The 17,680-nt window shown below is 55.5% G+C and carries 19 protein-coding genes; 16 read left to right on the top strand and 3 right to left on the bottom strand.

The annotated features are described in order from the left end of the window. The first annotated feature begins 33 nt into the window (after positions 1-33). Genes yqiS through KNP78_RS00400 form a run of 7 tightly spaced genes read left to right on the top strand, consistent with a single transcriptional unit; the run spans position 34 to position 7,893 of the window. Positions 34-930, top strand: coding sequence for a phosphate butyryltransferase (yqiS, locus tag KNP78_RS00430; protein WP_138859278.1), 897 nt, complete (start codon positions 34-36; stop codon positions 928-930). A gap of 24 nt (positions 931-954) precedes the next feature. Further along, a complete protein-coding gene (locus tag KNP78_RS00425; RefSeq protein WP_214753129.1) occupies positions 955-2,076 on the top strand; it encodes a Glu/Leu/Phe/Val family dehydrogenase in 1,122 nt (373 codons plus the stop codon). A 1-nt stretch (position 2,077) separates the two neighbouring features. Next, the gene (buk, locus tag KNP78_RS00420; protein ID WP_214823106.1) at positions 2,078-3,169 is read left to right on the top strand and encodes a butyrate kinase; all 1,092 of its coding nucleotides are present in this window, start codon (positions 2,078-2,080) and stop codon (positions 3,167-3,169) included. After that, on the top strand, positions 3,153-4,562 hold the full coding sequence (gene lpdA, locus KNP78_RS00415; protein ID WP_214753133.1) for a dihydrolipoyl dehydrogenase: 1,410 nt from the start codon (positions 3,153-3,155) through the stop codon (positions 4,560-4,562). Before buk ends, lpdA begins: the two co-directional genes overlap by 17 nt. A 21-nt stretch (positions 4,563-4,583) precedes the next feature. After that, on the top strand, positions 4,584-5,582 hold the full coding sequence (locus KNP78_RS00410) for a thiamine pyrophosphate-dependent dehydrogenase E1 component subunit alpha (protein WP_034779950.1): 999 nt from the start codon (positions 4,584-4,586) through the stop codon (positions 5,580-5,582). Next, on the top strand, positions 5,582-6,559 hold the full coding sequence (locus KNP78_RS00405; protein WP_214753135.1) for an alpha-ketoacid dehydrogenase subunit beta: 978 nt from the start codon (positions 5,582-5,584) through the stop codon (positions 6,557-6,559). Before KNP78_RS00410 ends, KNP78_RS00405 begins: the two co-directional genes overlap by 1 nt. An 11-nt stretch (positions 6,560-6,570) precedes the next feature. After that, positions 6,571-7,893 carry a dihydrolipoamide acetyltransferase family protein gene (locus KNP78_RS00400; RefSeq protein ID WP_214753137.1) on the top strand — a complete coding sequence of 441 codons (1,323 nt, stop codon included), beginning with the start codon at positions 6,571-6,573 and terminating at the stop codon, positions 7,891-7,893. Between the two features lie 83 nt (positions 7,894-7,976). On the opposite strand, the gene KNP78_RS00395 is transcribed toward KNP78_RS00400, so the two are convergent. Continuing rightward, positions 7,977-8,753 carry a sporulation protein gene (locus tag KNP78_RS00395; protein ID WP_214753139.1) on the bottom strand — a complete coding sequence of 259 codons (777 nt, stop codon included), beginning with the start codon at positions 8,751-8,753 and terminating at the stop codon, positions 7,977-7,979. Positions 8,754-8,852: 99 nt separating this feature from the next. Here KNP78_RS00395 and KNP78_RS00390 point away from each other — a divergent pair, with 99 nt between their 5' ends. From KNP78_RS00390 to KNP78_RS00355, 8 genes are all read left to right on the top strand, one after another. Continuing rightward, positions 8,853-10,037, top strand: coding sequence for a class I SAM-dependent methyltransferase (locus KNP78_RS00390; protein WP_214753141.1), 1,185 nt, complete (start codon positions 8,853-8,855; stop codon positions 10,035-10,037). 34 nt (positions 10,038-10,071) lie between these two features. After that, complete coding sequence (locus KNP78_RS00385) at positions 10,072-10,500, top strand: BrxA/BrxB family bacilliredoxin (RefSeq protein ID WP_034777946.1); 429 nt, start codon at positions 10,072-10,074, stop codon at positions 10,498-10,500. A 55-nt stretch (positions 10,501-10,555) separates the two neighbouring features. Next, a complete protein-coding gene (locus KNP78_RS00380; RefSeq protein WP_021067681.1) occupies positions 10,556-10,897 on the top strand; it encodes a DUF952 domain-containing protein in 342 nt (113 codons plus the stop codon). Between the two features lie 184 nt (positions 10,898-11,081). Further along, positions 11,082-11,870 (top strand): transporter substrate-binding domain-containing protein, encoded by a 789-nt coding sequence (locus KNP78_RS00375; protein ID WP_214753400.1) that lies wholly within the window; start codon positions 11,082-11,084, stop codon positions 11,868-11,870. 57 nt (positions 11,871-11,927) lie between these two features. Next, a complete protein-coding gene (locus tag KNP78_RS00370; protein ID WP_034777942.1) occupies positions 11,928-12,587 on the top strand; it encodes an amino acid ABC transporter permease in 660 nt (219 codons plus the stop codon). After that, on the top strand, positions 12,584-13,306 hold the full coding sequence (locus KNP78_RS00365; RefSeq protein ID WP_034777940.1) for an amino acid ABC transporter ATP-binding protein: 723 nt from the start codon (positions 12,584-12,586) through the stop codon (positions 13,304-13,306). Before KNP78_RS00370 ends, KNP78_RS00365 begins: the two co-directional genes overlap by 4 nt. Before the next feature lie 39 nt (positions 13,307-13,345). Continuing rightward, entirely contained in the window at positions 13,346-14,020 is a 675-nt protein-coding gene (locus KNP78_RS00360) for a metal-dependent hydrolase (RefSeq protein WP_034777938.1), read from the top strand. Next, positions 14,020-14,607 carry an HD domain-containing protein gene (locus KNP78_RS00355; RefSeq protein WP_214823105.1) on the top strand — a complete coding sequence of 196 codons (588 nt, stop codon included), beginning with the start codon at positions 14,020-14,022 and terminating at the stop codon, positions 14,605-14,607. The genes KNP78_RS00360 and KNP78_RS00355 overlap by 1 nt, the downstream gene beginning before the upstream one ends. Positions 14,608-14,639: 32 nt before the next feature. Here the strand turns inward: KNP78_RS00355 and fadH are convergent, their stop codons facing one another. Then, entirely contained in the window at positions 14,640-15,404 is a 765-nt protein-coding gene (fadH, locus tag KNP78_RS00350; RefSeq protein WP_034777934.1) for a 2,4-dienoyl-CoA reductase, read from the bottom strand. A 92-nt stretch (positions 15,405-15,496) separates the two neighbouring features. Continuing rightward, on the bottom strand, positions 15,497-16,576 hold the full coding sequence (locus tag KNP78_RS00345) for an N-acetylglucosaminidase (protein WP_235420230.1): 1,080 nt from the start codon (positions 16,574-16,576) through the stop codon (positions 15,497-15,499). Positions 16,577-16,643: 67 nt separating this feature from the next. On the opposite strand from KNP78_RS00345, the gene KNP78_RS00340 reads away from it, so the two are divergent. Beyond that, complete coding sequence (locus KNP78_RS00340) at positions 16,644-17,633, top strand: aromatic acid exporter family protein (RefSeq protein WP_214823104.1); 990 nt, start codon at positions 16,644-16,646, stop codon at positions 17,631-17,633. Positions 17,634-17,680: the final 47 nt, after the last annotated feature.

Here is a 17,680-nt window from a genome sequence, read left to right as displayed (position 1 = left end):
ATAGTAAGTGAAGACAGGCAAGGGGGGACACGCATGAATTTTGAACGGATGCTCGAACAAGCGAAACAACTGAACGGGCGCACCGTCTCGATCGCCGGGGCGGCCGACGTAGAAGTCATCCGCGCCGTCAAGCTCGCGACCGATCACGGATTATCTCGGTTCAAACTGATCGGGGAGGCCCGAGAGATTAAACGATTGTGTGATGATCACGGCATCGACGAGGACGCGGTCGACATCATCCACGTCAAAGGCGACAAAGAGATTGCCAAACGGGCCACACTCGCCGTCAAAACGGGGGAAGCCGATGTGCTCATGAAAGGAATGGTCGCGACGTCGACGTTCATGAAAGCCGTGCTCAGCCGGGAGACGGGGCTGAGGACGAACCGGACGCTCAGCCATATCGCCTTGTTCCAAATCCCGAATCGGGACCGGCTGATCGGGGTGACCGACGCGGCGATCCATATCGCGCCGACACTCGATGAAAAAGTCGACATCATTCATAACGCCGTGGCGGCGATGCATGACATCGGTTACGCGTCGCCGAAAGTGGCCGCCATCGCGGCGGTCGAAGTCGTCAATCCGCAGATGACGGCGACACTGGACGCCGCACTGCTCAGTCAGATGAACCGGCGCGGACAAATCAAAGGTTGTATCGTCGACGGGCCGCTCGCGCTCGATAACGCCGTCGACATGGTCGCGGCCAAACAAAAAGGCATCGCCAGCGACGTCGCCGGACAAGCCGACCTATTGCTCGTCCCATACATAGAGGTCGGCAACGTCCTTTATAAGTCGATGATGTACTTTGCCGGAGCAAGTGTGGCGGCCATCGTCGTCGGCGCGGCCGCCCCGGTCGTCTTGACGAGTCGGGCCGATACGGCCGAGGCCAAGCTGTACTCACTCGCGTTCGCATTACTGCACGCCAAAAAATAAACTACGCATATGGAGGAATCATCAATGATGGAAACTAACATGGAACCACGCTTTCGCATTTTCGACGTCTTACAGGCTGAAGACTATGAGCAAATCGTCTTCTGTCAAGATCAGGCGTCGGGATTGAAGGCGATTATCGCGATTCATGATACGACGCTCGGACCGGCTCTCGGGGGGCTGCGGATGTGGAACTACGCTTCAGAAGAAGAAGCGCTCACGGACGTTCTCCGTCTCGCCAAAGGGATGACGTATAAGAACGCGGCAGCGGGACTTAACCTTGGTGGCGGCAAGGCCGTCATCATCGGGAATGCGAAGACGGACAAGTCCGAGGCGCTGTTCCGGGCGTTCGGCCGTTACGTCCAATCGCTCAGCGGCCGTTATATAACGGCCGAGGACGTCAATACGACGGTCGCCGATATGGACTTCATTCACATGGAGACTGATTACGTGACCGGTGTCAGCCCGGCGTTCGGATCGAGCGGCAACCCGTCACCGGTGACGGCGTATGGCGTATACCGCGGCATGAAGGCGGCAGCCAAATGGAAATTCGGCTCGGACTCACTTGCTGGCAAGACGGTCGCCGTCCAAGGGGTCGGGAACGTCGCCTATAACTTGTGCCGCCACTTACATGAAGAAGGGGCACACTTGGTCGTCACCGACATCAACGAAGAGGCGCTCAAACGGGCCGAGACGGACTTCGGCGCGACGGTCGTCAAGCCGGACGAGATTTATGCGGTCGATTGTGACATCTTCGCCCCGTGTGCGCTCGGTGCGGTCATCAATGACAAGACGATTCCGATGCTCAAAGCCCAAATCGTCGCCGGAGCGGCGAACAACCAGCTCGCTGAGGATCGTCACGGGGACGTGCTCGAGGAGCGCGGTATCCTTTACGCCCCAGACTTCGTCATCAACGCGGGCGGTGTCATCAACGTGGCCGACGAGCTCGAAGGCTATAACCGCGAGCGGGCGATGAAGAAAGTCGAGCTCATTTACGACAACATGCAGCGCGTCTTCGAGATTGCCGAACGGGACGGTGTACCGACCCACGTCGCGGCCGAGAAGATGGCTGAAGAGCGCATTCAGATGATGGCACGTTCACGCAGCCAGTTCTTGAAAGTCGAAAAGAGTCTGTTAGGTGGTCGCTAAAATGACAAGACAGCTCATTCTTGCCATCAACCCTGGTTCGACTTCGACGAAGGTCGGCTTGTTTGACGGAGCGGTCGAGATCATGTCTCGGACCGTCCGTCATGGGGCCGACGTCACAGGATTGTCAATTCCGGAGCAACTTTCGCATCGGGAACGGGAAGTACGGGCCTTGTTGGCCGAGACGGGCATCGCGGGCGAGGACTTGTCCGCGATCGTCGGTCGCGGTGGCTTGCTTGCCCCGATGACGTCGGGGACGTACGCCGTCAATCCGCTCATGCGGGAAGACTTGGCGAGCGGACGTTTCGGCATGCACGCCTCGAACTTAGGCGGTTTGCTCGCCCACAAGCTCGGCGAGTTATTTCAAGTATCAAATTTTATCGTTGATCCAGTAGTCGTCGACGAGCTAGGACCGCTCGCGCGACCAACGGGAATGCCTGAAATCAACCGACGCAGCATCTTCCACGCCTTGAACCAAAAGGCGGTCGCGAAGCGTTTTGCAGCCGAAAATGGAAGCGATTACACAGAGCTTAACCTGATCATCGCTCACCTCGGAGGCGGCATCACGGTTGGCGCCCATGCCAAAGGGACGGTCATCGATGTGAACAACGGACTCGATGGCGACGGACCGCTCGCGCCGGAACGAGCCGGTTCGATTCCTGTTGGACAGGTAGTAGAACTATGTTATAGTACCAGGTATAAAGAGTCGGAAATGAAACAGAAAATCGTCGGACACGGAGGTCTGTTTGCCCACCTCGGGACGTTCGACGCGATCGAGATCGAACAGCGGATGGCAGACGGTGATGAGCAAGCCGCACTCCTTTACGAGACGATGGCGTACCGGGTCGCCCAAGAGATCGCCAAACATGGCGCCACCTTATTTGGTGACGTCGACGCGATTCTGTTGACGGGCGGCATCGCCTATTCGACTTGGCTGACCGAGCAAATCAGTGCGCGCGTCGGCTATTTGGCGCCGGTCCACATCTATCCTGGTGAAGATGAGTTGAAGGCACTCGCCGAAGGTGCACTCCGGGCCATCCGACAAGAAGAAGCAGTTCGAGAATATGAGGGGGATACACATGGCACGAGAATTTGAGATCGTCGTCATCGGCGGCGGTCCTGGCGGATATGTCGCGGCCATCAAGGCGGCCCAAGCCGGTAAAACTGTCGCAATCGTGGAGGCCGAGAAACTCGGCGGGACATGTCTACATAAAGGCTGCATCCCGACGAAGGCGTTGTTGAAAGCGGCCCACGTCTATCAGACGGCGAAACATGGGAGCGCCTACGGCGTCGAGACGGGAACGGTCACGTTCAACATGGAACGCGCCCAGTCGTTCAAACGCGATTTGGTCGCAGGGCTTGAGAAAGGCATCGAGCACTTGATGAAACAAGGCAAGATCGAGGTATTCCGCGGCAAGGCCTCGATTTTAGGGCCGAGCATCTTCTCGCCGCAGCCGGGAACGGTCGCGGTCGAGGACAGCTCGGGCGAGTCTGAGCTCATCTTGCCGAACCAGCTCATCATCGCGACGGGGTCGATTCCGCGCGAACTGCCTGGTCTGCCGTTTGACCATACACGGATTTTAAACTCGGACGACCTGCTCCAGTTCGAACAGTTGCCGGCATCGATCGCCATCGTTGGCGGTGGGGTCATCGGTGTCGAATGGGCCTCGATGCTCATCGACCTCGACGTTGACGTCACCTTGATCGAAGTCGGAGAGCGACTGTTGCCGCTCGAAGACAAGGCGGTGTCACGGGAAGTCGAACGGCTGCTCAAAAAGCGCGGCGTCAAAGTGAAAAAGAACGTGACGGTCGATCCGGAGCGTACAGAAGTAGCAACCGATGCCGTCTCGCTCGCGGTCGGCGAAGAGACGCTCTCGGTCGAGTGTGTGCTCGTCTCGGTCGGACGGGTCGCCAATACGGAACATCTCGGGTTACAGAACACATCGATTGTCGTCGAGAACGGTGTCATCCAAGTCGATGAGCAGTATCGGACGAAAGAACGTCACATCTTCGCCATCGGGGACTGCATCGGCAAGCTTCAACTCGCCCATGTCGCCTCAGCGGAAGGTGTGAAGGCGGTCGAGACGATTCTCGGTCACGAGCCGACTCCGCTCGATTATGCGTTGATCCCGCGTTGCGTCTACGGGGTGCCGGAAGTCGCATCAGTCGGCATGACCGAGGAAGCGGCCAAAGCGGCCGGTCATGAAGTGAAGACGGGCACGTATCGTTTCAACGGTCTCGGCAAGGCCCGCATCGAAGGACAGGCGGACGGATTCGTCAAGCTCGTGTCCGACAAGACGACGGACGACCTGCTCGGTGTGCATATCGTCGGGCCAAAAGCGACAGAATTGATCACAGAAGGCGGACTCGCTCTCGTCTTGAACGCCACGGCATGGGAAATGGGCCAACTCGTCCATCCTCACCCGGCGCTGAGCGAAGCGTTCCAAGAAGCGGCACTGGCCGTTGACGGATTACCGATTCACGCCTAAGGAGGAAACAGAATGGAACAGATGACTGTGAATTCATATGAGGAACTAGGATTGACGAAACAAGACCTCGGTGCGATGTACGAGACGATGGTCCGCGCCCGTAAAATCGATGAGCGCATGTGGAAATTGAACCGTGCCGGAAAAATCCCGTTCGTCGTCTCGTGTCAAGGACAAGAGGCGGCCCAAGTCGGGGCAGCGTTCGCGCTCGAAAAAGGGACGGATTATATTCTCCCGTATTACCGCGATGTCGCCGTTGTCCTCCACTTCGGACAGACGGCTCGCGACTTGATGTTGTCGGCGTTCGCCAAGGCGGAAGACCCGAACTCGGGCGGTCGTCAGATGCCAGGGCATTTCGGTTCAAAACAGCACCGCATCGTGACGGGCTCGTCTCCGGTGACGACGCAAGTACCGCATGCGGTCGGTGTGGCGCTCGCCGCCAAACTGAAAAAAGAAGAACTCGTCACGTTTGTTTCGTTCGGAGAAGGCTCATCGAACCAAGGTGACTTCCACGAAGGTGCGAACTTCGCCGGTGTCCACAAGCTACCGGTCATCTTGTTCTGTGAGAACAACAAATACGCCATCTCGGTACCGCTCTCGAAGCAACTCGCTTGTGAGCGCGTATCGGACCGCGCCAAAGGTTACGGGATGCCGGGCGTCACGGTCGATGGGACGGATCCGATTGCCGTCTATGTCGCCGTGAAAGAAGCCCGCGCCCGCGCTCTTCGCGGCGAAGGCCCGACGCTCATCGAAGCCGAAGTCGAACGTCTCGTACCGCACTCGTCGGATGACGATGACAAAGCGTACCGCTCGGTCGAAGAGTTGGCTGACCTTAAAAATCGCGACGGGAATCAATTGTTCCGGAAGCGTTTGATTGAGGATGGCGTCATGACCGAGGAAGAACTCGCAGAGATCGAGGCGAACGTCGATCGTGAAGTCAATGAGGCGACTGCGTACGCCGACAAGGCACCATATGCGTCTCCTGAATCGACGATGGACCATGTGTACGAGGAGGAAATGTGATGAAAACGTTTATTGAAGCGATCAATGAAGCGATCCATGAAGAGATGGAACGCGATGAGAACGTCTTCGTGCTCGGGGAAGATGTCGGTGTCCGAGGCGGTGTGTTCCGCGCGACCCAAGGCTTGATTGAGAAGTACGGCGAGGACCGCGTCATCGATGCGCCGCTCGCCGAGAGCGCAATCGCAGGTGTCGGGATCGGGGCGGCCATGTATGGCATGCGTCCGATTGCCGAAATGCAATTTGCCGACTTCATCATGCCGGCGGTCAACCAAATCGTCTCGGAAGCGGCGAAAATCCGCTATCGTTCAAATAACGATTGGACGTGCCCGATGGTCATCCGTGCACCGTTCGGCGGCGGGATCCATGGTGCGCTCTATCACTCTCAATCGGTCGAGGCGATGTTCAACTCGACGCCTGGACTCAAAGTCGTCATCCCGTCCGATCCGGTCGATGCGAAAGGATTGCTCAAGGCAGCCATTCGTTCGAATGACCCGGTCCTCTTCTTTGAGCACAAACGGGCGTATCGTCTATTGAAGTCGGAACTCCCGACCGAAGAGTATACGGTCGAGATCGGCAAGGCCGCCGTCAAGCGGGAAGGTGACGATATCACGATCATCACGTACGGTCTGTGCGTCCACATGGCCCAGGAAGCGGCGAAGATGCTTGAAACCGAAGGGGTCAGCACGCACATCCTCGATTTGCGCACAATTTATCCGCTCGACCAAGACGCCATCGTTGAAGCCGTCAAGAAAACCGGGAAAGTGCTCCTCGTCACCGAGGACAATAAAGAAGGCAGCATCATCGGGGAAGTCGCGGCCATCATCGCTGAGAAAGCACTATTTGAACTCGATGCGCCGATCGAACGTCTGGCGGGACCGGACGTTCCGTCGATGCCGTATGCACCACCGATGGAGAAGTTCTTCATCGTATCCCCTGAAAAAATTGCGGAGCGGGCACGTCAGCTCGCCGCCTTTTAAGGAGGGGTCATATGGAACAGACAATTAAAATGCCACAGCTCGGGGAAAGTGTCACTGAGGGGACGATCACAACGTTTCTCGTCAAACCAGGTGACCGCGTTGAGGAGTATGAGCCGCTCGCCGAGGTCATGACCGATAAAGTAACCGCTGAGATTCCGGCGACGAGTGCCGGTGTCGTGAAACAGATTTTAATCAGTGAAGGGGACACGGTCGCCGTCGGCACACCGGTCCTCGTCATGGAAGTCGAAGGTGCCGATTCGGCGCCAGCGAAAGCAGAAGTGGTAGCAGAACCGGCACAAGTCGAAGCGGCCCCGGTCGAGACGAAGCAAGCGGTCACTGTAGCGTCGGCCGCACCACGAAAACAGAATAACGGCCGTTTCTCGCCGGCCGTCATCCGACTCGCCAATGAGAACGCGATTGACTTGAACGAGCTCGACGGCAGCGGCCTCGGTGGTCGCATCACGCGCAAAGATGTCCTCCGCTACTTGTCAGAAGGCCGTCCGGTCAAACCGGAAGCGGCGACGCAGGCGCCAGTCCAAGAGACGATGACCCAAGTGAAGCTCGAAGTGCCTGAAACAGTTGCTGCCCCGGCTGTAACGCCAGCTGCTACGACTTCTGCTGACGTCTCAACGGACCGCGTCGAATTGATTCCGACAGCCGGTGTCCGTCAAGCGATCGCCAACAACATGGTCCGCTCGAAACATGAGGCCCCGCATGCGTGGCTCATGATCGAGGTCGATGTGACGAACCTCGTCTCAGCGCGGGCCAAGTTGAAAGACGAGTTCTTCAAGCGGGAAGGTGTCAAACTGACATTCATGCCGTTCTTCATGAAGGCGGCGATCGAGGCGTTGAAAAAACATCCGATGATGAACTCGGAATGGGCGGGCGATCACATCAAAGTCCATCAAGATATCCATCTGTCGGTCGCCGTCGCAGCGAACGACGCCCTCTACGTCCCGGTCATCAAACATGCGGACGAGAAGAACATCAAAGGGCTCGCTGTCGCCCTTCAAGACGTGGCGGCCCGTGCCCGCGGCAACCGTTTGAAAGCGGACGAGATGCGCGGCGGCACGTTCACGATCAACAACACGGGTGCGTTCGGTTCGATTCAATCGGCACCGATCTTGAACTATCCGCAAGCGGCCATCCTGTCGGTCGAGTCGATCGTGAAACGTCCGGTTTGGGTGAATGGGATGTTCGCGGCGCGTGACATGGTCAACTTGTGTATGTCGGTCGACCACCGTGTCCTCGACGGTCTCGTCGCCGGTCAATTCTTGCAGGCGATCAAGCAATCGCTCGAATCGATCGATCCAGACACGTATACGCTCTATTGATTCACGTCCTGCCTTCAGTCGAAGGCAGGACTTTTTATATGAAAAATAAAAAAAGCCACGGGAATTGTCCGTGGCTGCATGGTTCAGATGGAACGTTCAATCAATGCCTCGAGATCGCGGCGAATCCGTTCGGGCGAGGCGAGCTCGGTGTTCGTATAGCTGAGTCGGTGCGTCGACTCGTCGGTCCCCGTCAAGTCGGCGAACAGGCTGCCGAGATTATGGACGCTCTTGTCGACTTGAATCAATAAGTCTAGAGACGACTCCGTTTGGAGCATGACGACTTCAAGCTCATCGAGTTTGCGTCCATAGCTCGTGCCGTTCGGTGAATATTCGAGTTCTTGGGCAATCGGGAGACGGCCGGAACGATGGCGGGCCGGGAGCATCTCCGTATCAGCTTTTTTCAAGCGGAAACCGATGTCATCGAGCACGTCGAGGACGACCTGTTGAGCGTGGTTCGGTTTGACGAGAATCGAGTCCTCGTCTTTCGGGTCGACGGCCTGGGCGATATCGAGACCGGTCTCAATCCACGATTTCGATTGGCTGACCGAAATCGGCGTGTTGAACGGCACGTCGATCGTGAACGGGATTTCTTTCACTTCTTCGGGACCAATCATGAACGGCGCCTCGTTCAACAAAATCTTCTCAATCGTGAACGTCGAGTACGTTGTCTTGTCGTTCACCTCATGCTTATAGAGCGTGTTGAAGAAGATGTAAATCCGGTCGACCGATTGCTCGGTGCTGCCGCCCTTGATATGGACGACACCATCGAGCGTCCCGCCTGGCACACAGGCGTTCTCCGCGAGCCGTGTATCGACCGTCGCGGCACCGATCCCAATCGATGATAATAACTTTTTGAACATACAATAATCCTCCTTTGACGTTTGCACGTGTTCGTGTAATAGTATGTACGAATACACGTGACTAAAAGTTTCGAAACTATTGAAAAAAGGATGAACGCAGTGGAATATACAGAGTTAAAACAGCGACTCGCTGATGTGATTCGCCAGAACGAGCTCGTGACGGCGACAGTCAGCCAACCGCGTCAAAAGTCGAACGATTTGCGCCGGGTCAAATTGAAGCCGGTCCTGTTGAAAGGCGAGTACCATATACAGTTCGAATACCAATTTGAACGGGTGATGAAACATAAAAATCTCACACCGGACGAGGCGGTCATCGAGCTCGATGAATTGCTCGAGACGTTCCGCCAAGGTCAGTTCCAGTTGACGGCGTCCGAGGTCCACTTTCAACTGTCTAAAAAGTTCAAAGTAACGTTCAAAGAACGTGAGACTGCCGTCAAACAAGTGAAGCTGAGCCATAACCGCGAGAAGCAGTATTTGTTACCGCTCGATGAACCGGTACCGTTCCTCATCCGCCTCGGCGTCCAGTCCGAGGACGGAAAAGTGAAGCGTCAAAAATACGACAAGTTCAAACAAATCAACCGCTTCCTCGAATTTATCGAAGACTCAATCAAACATTTACCGACCGACCGGACCGTCCGGATTCTCGATTTCGGCTCAGGGAAGTCATATTTGACGTTCGCCCTCTATCACTTCTTGCATGAAATGAAAGGCTATGACGTCCATATCACAGGGCTCGATTTGAAGAAAGAAGTCATCGAAGAATGTGCCGGGATTGCCCGTGACCTCGGCTATGAGCGCCTCGAGTTTCTCGTCGGGGACATCAACGAGTTCGAAGGCGAGACGGCGGTCGATATGGTCGTCACGCTTCATGCCTGTGACGTCGCGACGGACATGGCGCTCGCCCGGGCCGTTCGCTGGGGAGCTAAAGTCATCTTGAGCGTCCCTTGTTGTCAAAAAGAATTGAATCGTCAACTCGAGGCGCCGAGCCTCGACGTCATGTTGCAGCATGGGCTCATCAAAGAACGGTTCGCGGCGCTCGCCACCGATTCGATTCGGGCCGAATTACTTGGACTCGTCGGCTATGAGGCGCAACTGCTCGAGTTCATCGATATGGAGCACACGCCGAAGAACATCCTCATCCGGGCCTATTTGACGAACCGGGAAGCGACCGCTGAAGCGCGGGCCCGTTATGTGGCCTTCAAGACGCTGTTGAACGCGACACCGTTCCTCGAAGGACAATTGAGCGATAGACTTGTCCTAACCGATCCACTAGACGTAAAATAAGAAAGAACAGACGCAAGTCGAAAGGGGAAACAATATGGATTTTCAATTATACTTTCAAGATGTAGTCGAACAAGCTCGCAATGAGGTACGCGCTGCAGGGTACACAGAACTCACGACACCGGAAGAAGTCGACGCGGCGTTAACAAAAGAAGGCAAAACGCTCGTGCTCGTCAACTCGGTATGTGGCTGTGCTGGTGGCATCGCTCGTCCGGCAGCAGCGTACGTGAACAAGATGGAAGGCGTCAAACCGGACCAGTTCGTGACTGTGTTCGCGGGTCAAGACCGTGAAGCGACGGACCGGGCCCGTGAATACTTCGAAGGTTACGCCCCGTCGTCACCATCGATCGCGCTGTTAGAAGACGGCAATATCGTCACGATGGTCGAACGGAGCACGATCGAGTCATCGACGGCCGAAGAGCTCGTCGAGCAGTTACAGACGTTGTTCGATATTTACTACGCCTAAGAAGTGAGCGCAGAGGCCTTGCCTTTGCGCTTTTCCTTAAGAAGGGATCGATGAGATGGAACCAGTCGTCAAAATCATGAGCGAGGCCGAATATACGATTGCTTTGTCGCGCGGCGAGATCAATGAACCAACCCTCCAGACGGAAGGTTATATTCGTTGTTGCACCCCGCAACAGATCGGCAAATTCGTGCGTCGACATTATCATGGGGAGCGAGTCGTGCTCGTCTCGTTCCATGTCGGACGTCTCGGCAGCCTGCTCCACTACGAGTTTGACGAGGACGGGGAACGCTATCCCCACGTGTATAGCGCCATCCCGATCGCGTCGGTCAAACGGGTGCAGCCCTACGGCTCTCGCGACAACGGTACGGTCACTTATTTTGCTTACGAGCGAATGTGACCGTATTTTTTTATATTTTATGCATGAATATACTTTACAAGTAATAATTATGTGTATATAGTGGTTGAAGAACAAGTCGGACATATGATGAGTCGAAGAACAGTTGAGCACTATTCACATATATGTCATAATTTTGTTAAAGTTCTGATAATTTTATCCTATATAGAAGAAAGGGACGATGAACATGAAAAAAGGTTTTTTAGCATTATGTATCGCAAGTCTTGCCGCTTTCACGGTAGCTTGTGGGGCAGACGTGAACGAAGGAGGTTCGACGTCGACCGATGAGGAGGATAAAGTCATCGTCATGGGGACGAGTGCGGACTACTTCCCATATGAGTTCGTCGATACGGCGAACGGCGACGAGATCGTCGGTTTCGATATCGACATCGCCAAGCAAGTGGCCGAGAATATGGGCTATGAATTGAAAATTGAAGACATGGATTTCGGTAGCCTACTCGGGGCGCTGAACGCTGGCCGTGTCGATTTCGTCATGGCAGGTATGACACCGACAGAAGAACGAAAAGAGAACGCTGATTTCTCAGACATCTACTTCACTGCGAAAAACTTGATCTTGTCAAAAGGGGATGCCGTCCAGTCGCTTGAAGATTTAGACGGGAAACAAGTCGGGGTCCAACTTGGTTCGATTCAAGAAGGGATCGCTAAAGAACAAATCCCGGGCGCTGAAATTGTCGCCTTGAACAAGATCCCGGAGATCATCCAGGAAATCAAGACTGGTCGCATCGATGCAATGGTCATCGAGGACACGGTCGCGAAGAAATACCTCGACCAAGACAGCGAACTTTCAACGTTTGAAATCGTCGATGAAGAAGAGGCCGGTTCTGCCGCCGCCTTCCGTAAGGACGATGAGCTTCGCGATCAATTCAATGAAGAATTGAACAAGATGATCGATTCAGGAGACATCGAGAAGTTGGCACAAAAATGGTTCGAACAAGAAGCAGCACCAGCTGAATAAAGATTGAAGAAGGCTGACTGAAAATATCAGTCAGCCTTTTTTTAGGAGGAACTCACAATGGATTTTAGTCGGATTTATGATTCTATACCGTATATTCTCGAAGGGATCCCGGTCATGTTTCAAGTCGTGCTCGTCTCGGCCTTGCTCGGGATCACGCTCGGGGTCGTCGTCGCCACATTCAAGATCGTCCCAAACCGTCTCGTCAACTTCATCGGGCACGCCTACACGGCCGTGTTCCGCGGGACACCGCTCATCTTGCAACTCGCGATCATCCACTTCGGGTTGCCGCAATTGACCGGTTATATCACGACGCCGTACCAATCGGCCGTCATCGCCTTCTCACTCAACTCGGCGGCGTATATCTCGGAAATCATTCGGGCCGGGATTCAAGCGGTCGATAAAGGACAGTGGGAAGCGTCGGATGCCCTCGGCGTCCCGTACGTCAAACAACTGCGGTCAATCATCTTGCCGCAGGCGTTCAAAAATATCTTGCCGGCCCTCGTCAACGAGATGATCACGCTCACGAAAGAATCGGCGCTCGTCTCGACGGTCGGTGTGCTCGACATCATGCGTCGGGCGCAAATCGTCGGTGGGCAAAAGGCGATCTACTTTGAACCGCTCCTGTTTGCCGGTGTGATATACTTTACAATAGTGATGGTGTTGACGTATCTTGGTCAACGTCTAGAAAAACGGCTTAGAAAGAGTGATGGCAGATGATACAAGTAAAGGATTTATACAAACAATTTGGTGACCTCGAGGTCCTCAAAGGAATTACGACATCGATTGAGAAAGGGGAAGTCGTCGCCGTCATCGGTCCGTCCGGTTCCGGGAAATCGACGTTCCTCCGTTGCTTGAACATGCTTGAAGTGCCGACGTCCGGCACGGTCAGCGTCGCCGGCTATGAGCTCACGAAAAAAGGGGCGAACGTCTCGAAGGCTCGTCAAAACATCGGCATGGTGTTCCAACAGTTCAACTTGTTCCCGCATATGAACGTACTCGACAACTTGACGTACGCGCCGATTAACGTCTTGAAAGTGAGCAAGGCCGAAGCGATCGAACGAGCTAAAAAGCTCCTCGAACGCGTCGGATTATCGGAGAAGATTGACGCTTACCCGAGCCAACTGTCGGGTGGACAGAAGCAACGGGTCGCGATCGCCCGGGCGCTCGCCATGGAGCCGAACGTCATGTTGTTCGATGAGCCGACGTCGGCGCTCGACCCAGAGATGGTCAACGAAGTGCTCGACGTCATGAAAGGACTCGCCGATTCAGGGATGACGATGGTCGTCGTCACGCACGAGATGGGCTTTGCCCGCGAAGTGGCGGACCGCGTCCTCTTCCTTGACGAAGGTATCTTGATGGAGGAAGGCAAACCGGCCGACCTGCTCCTCAATCCGCAGACCGACCGTGCGAAACGCTTCTTAGAAAAAGTCTTATAAGTGAAAGATTCCATCTGATAACAGAAAGGGAGGATTTCTATGAAGATCACCTACTATGGCCATGCAACCGTACAACTCGATATCGACGGGACGTCCGTTTTGATTGACCCGTTCCTGACGAGCAATCCGCACACGGACGTCGATCCGGCGAGCGTCAAAGCAGATTATATCCTGCTCACCCACGCTCATTTCGACCATATCGAAGACGTGGAACTGATTGCGAAACAGACGGGTGCGACAATCGTCGCGACGCACGAACTGGCGACATATTATGAGAAAAAAGGCTATTCGGTCCACGGCATGAACATCGGGGGCGGACATTCGTTTTCGTTCGGTCGCGTCACGATGACGCAGGCGTTCCATAGCTCGAGTCTTGATATGGGGGACGTCCCGATCTACATGGGTATGCCGGGCGGGTTCATCATCGAGACAGAGGCGCTCACGGTGTATCACGCCGGGGACACGGCCCTGTTCTCGGACATGAAACTGTACGGGGAGCGGTTCGATATCGACGTCGCGTTCCTCCCGATCGGTGACAACTTCACGATGGGACCGGTCGACGCACTCGATGCCGCGCACTGGCTCCAAGCGAAACGGGTCGTACCGATTCACTTCGACACGTTCCCACCCATCAAACAAGACGCACAGGCTTTCTGCGATCAACTGCACCAACGCGGCCTCTTGATCGAGCCGAACACGACGATCGAGATTTGATGACGCAACCAGCAGTACTCGAGACCGAACGGTACGTGGCGGCGCTGCATGCCGGGGACTGTACCGGTCATGACATGGCCCACCTCGAGCGGGTGCGCCGCTTAGCCATGCATCTCGCCGAAGGGGGAGACGTCGATCGGCTTGTCCTGACGCTTGCGGCGCTCTTGCACGACGTCGAGGATGAGAAGCTCGGTCGCGAGGCGGGGCTCGTCGCGCGTCACTTGGACACGTTAGCGCTCGACCCGAATCGACGGGCACACGTCCTGACGATCATCGGCGAGACATCGTTCTCGAAACATAGAAGTCCATCGACGTTGGAGAGTGCCATCCTGCAAGATGCGGATCGACTCGACGCGATTGGGGCGATCGGCATCGCCCGCACGTTCCAATTCGCGGGGTCACGCGGAACGGCTTTATATGACCCGAACGATGCGACAAGTGCGGTCGCCCACTTCGATGATAAGTTGCTCCGGCTCGCGGATGGGATGCATACGGAACGGGCACGACAGATTGCCCGGGAACGCCACGCATTCATGGTCTCATTTTTGGACAGGTTCGAAGCGGAATGGACGGGACAAGACATATGAAACGGCCGAGGAATCTCCTCGGCCGTTTTCGGTTAGAACGGATGTTTATTGAGCCAATGGCCGCCGTCGAGCGAGATACATTCTCCGTTCAAATAGCGCATCTCGTCCGACGCCATCCAATAGGCGAGGTCGGCAATCTCTTCGGGTGTGCCGAACCGTCCGAGCGGCACGTTACGACGGATGCGCTCGACTTCTTTGACGTGGACGGCGAGTTTGTCGGCACCACCGGTCCGCTCGATTGGGCCCGGGCTGATCGCGTTCACGCGTGCCCCGAACTGATACCCCCATTCGACGGCGAGCGTCCGCGTCAAATTGAGCACCCCGGCCTTGGCGGCGGCGCTCGGGGCGACACCGGCGCCCGCTTGCCAGGCGTAGGAGGCGACCATGTTGATGATGGAGCCGTCCCGCAGTTGCTCCCGTTCCCAATGTTTGCCGAGGACGTGGGTACAATTGAACGTCCCGTTCAAGACGATGTCGATGACGCTCGTCCAGCCGTTCGGCGTCAAGTCGAGCGTCGGACAGACGAAGTTGCCGGCTGCGTTATTGACGAGCGCATGCACCGGTCCGAACCGTTCGCTGATTTGATCGAGTGCTTGTGAACACGCCTCGTAGTCACGCACATCGTGTTGCACGGCCATCGCTGCTCCGGCCCCGATGGCCTCCAGTTCGCCCATCGCTTCTTGTAGCCGCTCCTCGTTGCGGCCGCTGATGGCGACGTTCCAACCCTCGGTTTTGAATTTTAGCGCCATCGCCTTGCCCATCCCCGATGAGCCACCTGTGATCCAAATCGTTTTCATACAAATCCCCCTTTGGAATGAATGGTCGTTCATTTAGGTATTCGCTCAGCGAAGGGGGGATTCCTGCAAAAAAATGACGGCCGCCGTGGCCGTCATTTTAGCTGTTTGAAATAGGTCAATCCGAGTTCACGATCGATGCGATACATCGTCCCGGCGACTTTCTCGCCCCAATATGGGTCCGAGGCGTAAAAGACGTTGACGCCTTCTTGTTTATTGCCCGGAAACGGACCGCGGTCGTAATCTCCGGTCACGTACTTCTCGGCGAATAAACGAGCCGCCGCATCGATGCTCGCCTCGACGGATGGATAAGAGGCCGCATTTCCGCTCGGATCGTTGTCGGTCGCTTGGAAGCCGAACAAGTTATTTTTTTCACGGGCGATGGCAGACGTACCGAAACCGGACTCGTGTCCGGCTACCGCCATGAGGAACAAGGCGTTGATGCCGAATTCGGCCTCGGCGTCCTTGAAGGCGTCGCCTTTCCCAGCGAGCGGGCTATCGTCGAGTGAGCCGAGGAACTCGTCGAGCTCGCGAGCCGAATACGGTGCCTTCGACGCGATTGAAGCGAATTGGTAGGGCGAATCGAACACGTCGCGTACGTCCTCCGTGTAATATCGGTCGGACGACTGTTGCGGCGCCGGTCCGACGAGAAACGTCCCGGCCAAATTGCCGTTCGCCTCGACGGTATGGAACACTTGTCCGTCCCTCATCTGATAGAAACCGCGCCGCTCGACGACGGCGTCCGGGTAAAGCGTCATGTCGGCCGGCTTCACGTAGACATCGGCCCCAGAGATATTTACCAACAAATGCTTGTCGCCCGTTTGCATGAGACGGAGACGTGTTCCACCGGCGACATAGGACTGCCGTTTCTTAAACTCGGCGTCCTGATATAGGTTTGTGATTCGGTCGGTCGGGGTGACCGCGATTCCAGTACCCGTGAAATCGATGACGTCTCCCGACGCATCGAGTAGGGCGCGATTGCCCCCGCGTTCCATGTAGGCGCGCGCCTCATCGAGCGACTCGAACGCCCGGGTCGAGACGTCCCCGTTGTCATAGGTCTGAACGGTATACGACCCGCTCGGACGATCTTGGAGCCAAAGGAAACCGGATATGGCGAGAGCGAGCGTGAGAATCGTCGGGATCACGCCGCGTTTCTTTCTTTTCAATACGATCACTTCCAAACATATGGATTGCCAAACGGAAGAAACTAGTGAACAATTTTGTGAGAGAGGAGGAGATATTATGAAAATCGGATCACGTACGCTCAAGACGGCGGCAGCCGCCGGGATTGCCATGCTCATCTCGGAGACGATCCATCTCGACTATTACGTCTTCGCGGCCATCATCGCCATCCTCAGTATTCAGGAGACGCGGAAAAAGTCGTTTCGGGCCTCCTATGAACGGGTCATGGCCAGCTTGATTGCCATCGGCATGGGTGCGTTGATGTTCACCTTGCTCGGCTATTCGCCAGCGACGCTCACACTTTATTTTGTCATGTTCATCCCGCTCGTACAACAGCTCAAACTGCAAGATGGCATGATCACAAGTGTCGTCATCCTGACCCATCTGTATACGGAAGGACAGTTCTCACTCGATTTGTTCGTGAACGAGTTGTTGTTGATCGCCATCGGGGTCGGGGTCGGGCTCGTCGTCAACATGTATATGCCGACGCTCGATAAAGAGATCGAACGCATCAAGGACAATATCGACCGGGCGCTCGCCGTGCATTTTTATGATGTGGCCGCATGTGTCGAGACCGGCGTCTACAACGACCATTCGATGATGCTGTTGAAGACACGCGATTATTTGAAGCAAGGAAAAGATCTTGCGCTCCGCCGGATGGGGAATTCGATCGGGAAGCGGAACGAGGACATGGATTACTTGTACTTCCGAATGAGGGAGCGGCAATATGACACCTTGAAACGCATCGCCGAGAACTCACGGGAAATCACACTCGTCGTCAATGAAGCCAAACCGGTCGCGACATTCCTTCGACTCGTCGGCGACAACGTCAACCAACAAGCCGACGCCTCGACGTTCTTGCGGGAGCTCGAGGAGACGATTGAGCATTATCGAAAAAACGTACCCCTCCCCACGTCACGTGAGGAATTTGAGGTACGTTCATCGTTGCTCAATATTTTGTCTGATGTGAAGAGCTACTTGATTTTGAAAGAGCGCTATATCCTATTGTTACAGGAACATGGCCATCCCCGACAAAAACGTGCTCAATAAAAAGATGGATACGATGACGACGACACCGATTTGAATGATGCGTTGCC

The sequence above is a fragment of the Exiguobacterium sp. s28 genome, assembly GCF_018618135.1.
Lineage (GTDB): Bacteria > Bacillota > Bacilli > Exiguobacteriales > Exiguobacteriaceae > Exiguobacterium > Exiguobacterium mexicanum_A.
The sequence above is the reverse complement of the archived record's forward strand: the minus strand, read 5'-3'. Positions and strand labels throughout refer to the sequence as shown.